The organism is Lutibacter sp. B1, assembly GCF_012524075.1.
GTDB lineage: Bacteria > Bacteroidota > Bacteroidia > Flavobacteriales > Flavobacteriaceae > Lutibacter.
Genome location: NZ_JAAZUI010000077.1, coordinates 1 through 1801, shown reverse-complemented (window position 1 = coordinate 1801; position 1801 = coordinate 1). Strand labels below are relative to the sequence as shown.

General features: G+C 24.9%; 1 protein-coding gene. It reads left to right on the top strand.

The window, feature by feature from the left end; translation table 11 throughout:
• The first annotated feature begins 231 nt into the window (after nt 1-231).
• Nucleotides 232-906, top strand: a complete 675-nt coding sequence (locus HGB55_RS14825) for a hypothetical protein (protein ID WP_168817832.1) — start codon at nt 232-234, stop codon at nt 904-906.
• The last annotated feature ends 895 nt before the right edge of the window (nt 907-1801 follow it).

The following is a 1801-nucleotide window of genomic DNA, read 5'->3' as shown; positions in this document are numbered from 1 at the left end:
AAGGGACTTCCCTAAAGGAACAGATTTTAACCTCATTGACGAAAAACAGCTCTTAAAACTCGAACATAAACTAAACAACAAACCCAGAAAAATCATTGGGTATAAAACTCCTAAAGAAGTATTGGAATCTGAATTAAAAAACGTAGCTTAGTAACTATTAAAAATTAAAACGCTTTGTTGCGTTACAACATTGAATGCAAGGACAAAACAATAAATTTTCTAAAATAACCTATGAAAAGATTATTTTTATTAACAACATTCCTAATTGGAAATCTATTATTTGCAAATGAACATTCTGAGTTATTGAATGATTGTACTGACATTTTCATAAAAATGGATAAAGCAACAATCGAATTCGAAAACACTATTAAAACTAATTCAAATATTGATAATCTTAACATCTCAATAAAAAAATATAATGACTTGATAGTTTTGTATTCCATAAATAATCTTTTAAAATATACTAAAAGTGAAAATGAAGAAATTAAAAATATTTCGAAAGATTTAAGCAATTTATTATCTGATTTAGTAAAAAATAATAACGCCTTTTTAAATTCATTTTTAAATACAAAACCTTCTAAATTAGAAATAACCGAAAATGTCAATAAACTAATTCAAGAAAATAAATTATCCACTCAATTTTTTAATCAAATATCTTTAAGATTAATTAATGCTATTTTAAAAGAGAATAATACAAAAAATAAAAGAACTCAATATTTAAAAATATCTCATAAAGAGAAATTAGATATTTCTAAAAAAATTAAATCTACCTATAAAAAATCAATAAAAAGAGGATTGAAAAAAACTTTAAAAGATGATAATACCACTTGGTTCGAGAAATCTTTAATAATGATTTATGATTTTTTTAATATTAAAGTTGATTGGGTTTATGAAACCAAACTATAAAACGTCGTGCAACAATGTATAACCAAAATTGCTTAATTCAGTAAAATAAAATGTTTTTAAAACAAAAAAATACTAAATTTAAACATCTAAAAATTACAATTTAAAACTCACAACTTTCGTTATACAAACCCGTTGGTTAAAATAACGAGATTGGAACTTGGCAGAGAAATTTTCTTTCAAAAATAATGATTTACTAAAGCTGAAAATTAATTCGATTTTGAGCATTATTCCGGAATGAGTTTTTAATTTATTTTTCTTCCAAAACTAAAATTCTGTTTCAACTGAAAATTCTCTGAGAACTCTTCTCTCCTATTTTATCATTCTGCTAAATTGAGAAATTTAATGAGTTCAATCCGTTAAATTGATTTGAGTTTCGTTTCGTGGGATTTTTTCTCTTATTTTTAGTTTTTTAAGCTAATTCTCTACTAAACTGAAAAGAACGAACTCGTTTGAATGATTTTTAGACTGTTTTTGTTGTTTTTTATCATTTCTACTAAACTGAAAAATTGCAACTTCTTTCAACTGAATTTGAAAAATATCACGGAATGAAAATAGAGAATTAAAACCATCAGATTTGAGAAATGAATCGATTAAATTTGAACTAAAATTGATAAATCCAACTATGTTTGATTAAGTTACTTTAACCAACAATGGCTATATTGCATTGTGGCGGATTTTCTTTTTCAGAAAATCCTCGTATATTTACTAACATAACTGCTATGGCGGAAAAATCTTGCCGATTTTTCCACAACGACAACATAGCCTAAACCGTTGGTTAAAATAACGAGATTGGAACTTGGCAGAGAAATTTTCTTTCAAAAATAATGATTTACTAAAGCTGAAAATTAGTCCGATTTTAAGCATTATTCCGGAATGAGATTTTTAAATAGTTTTT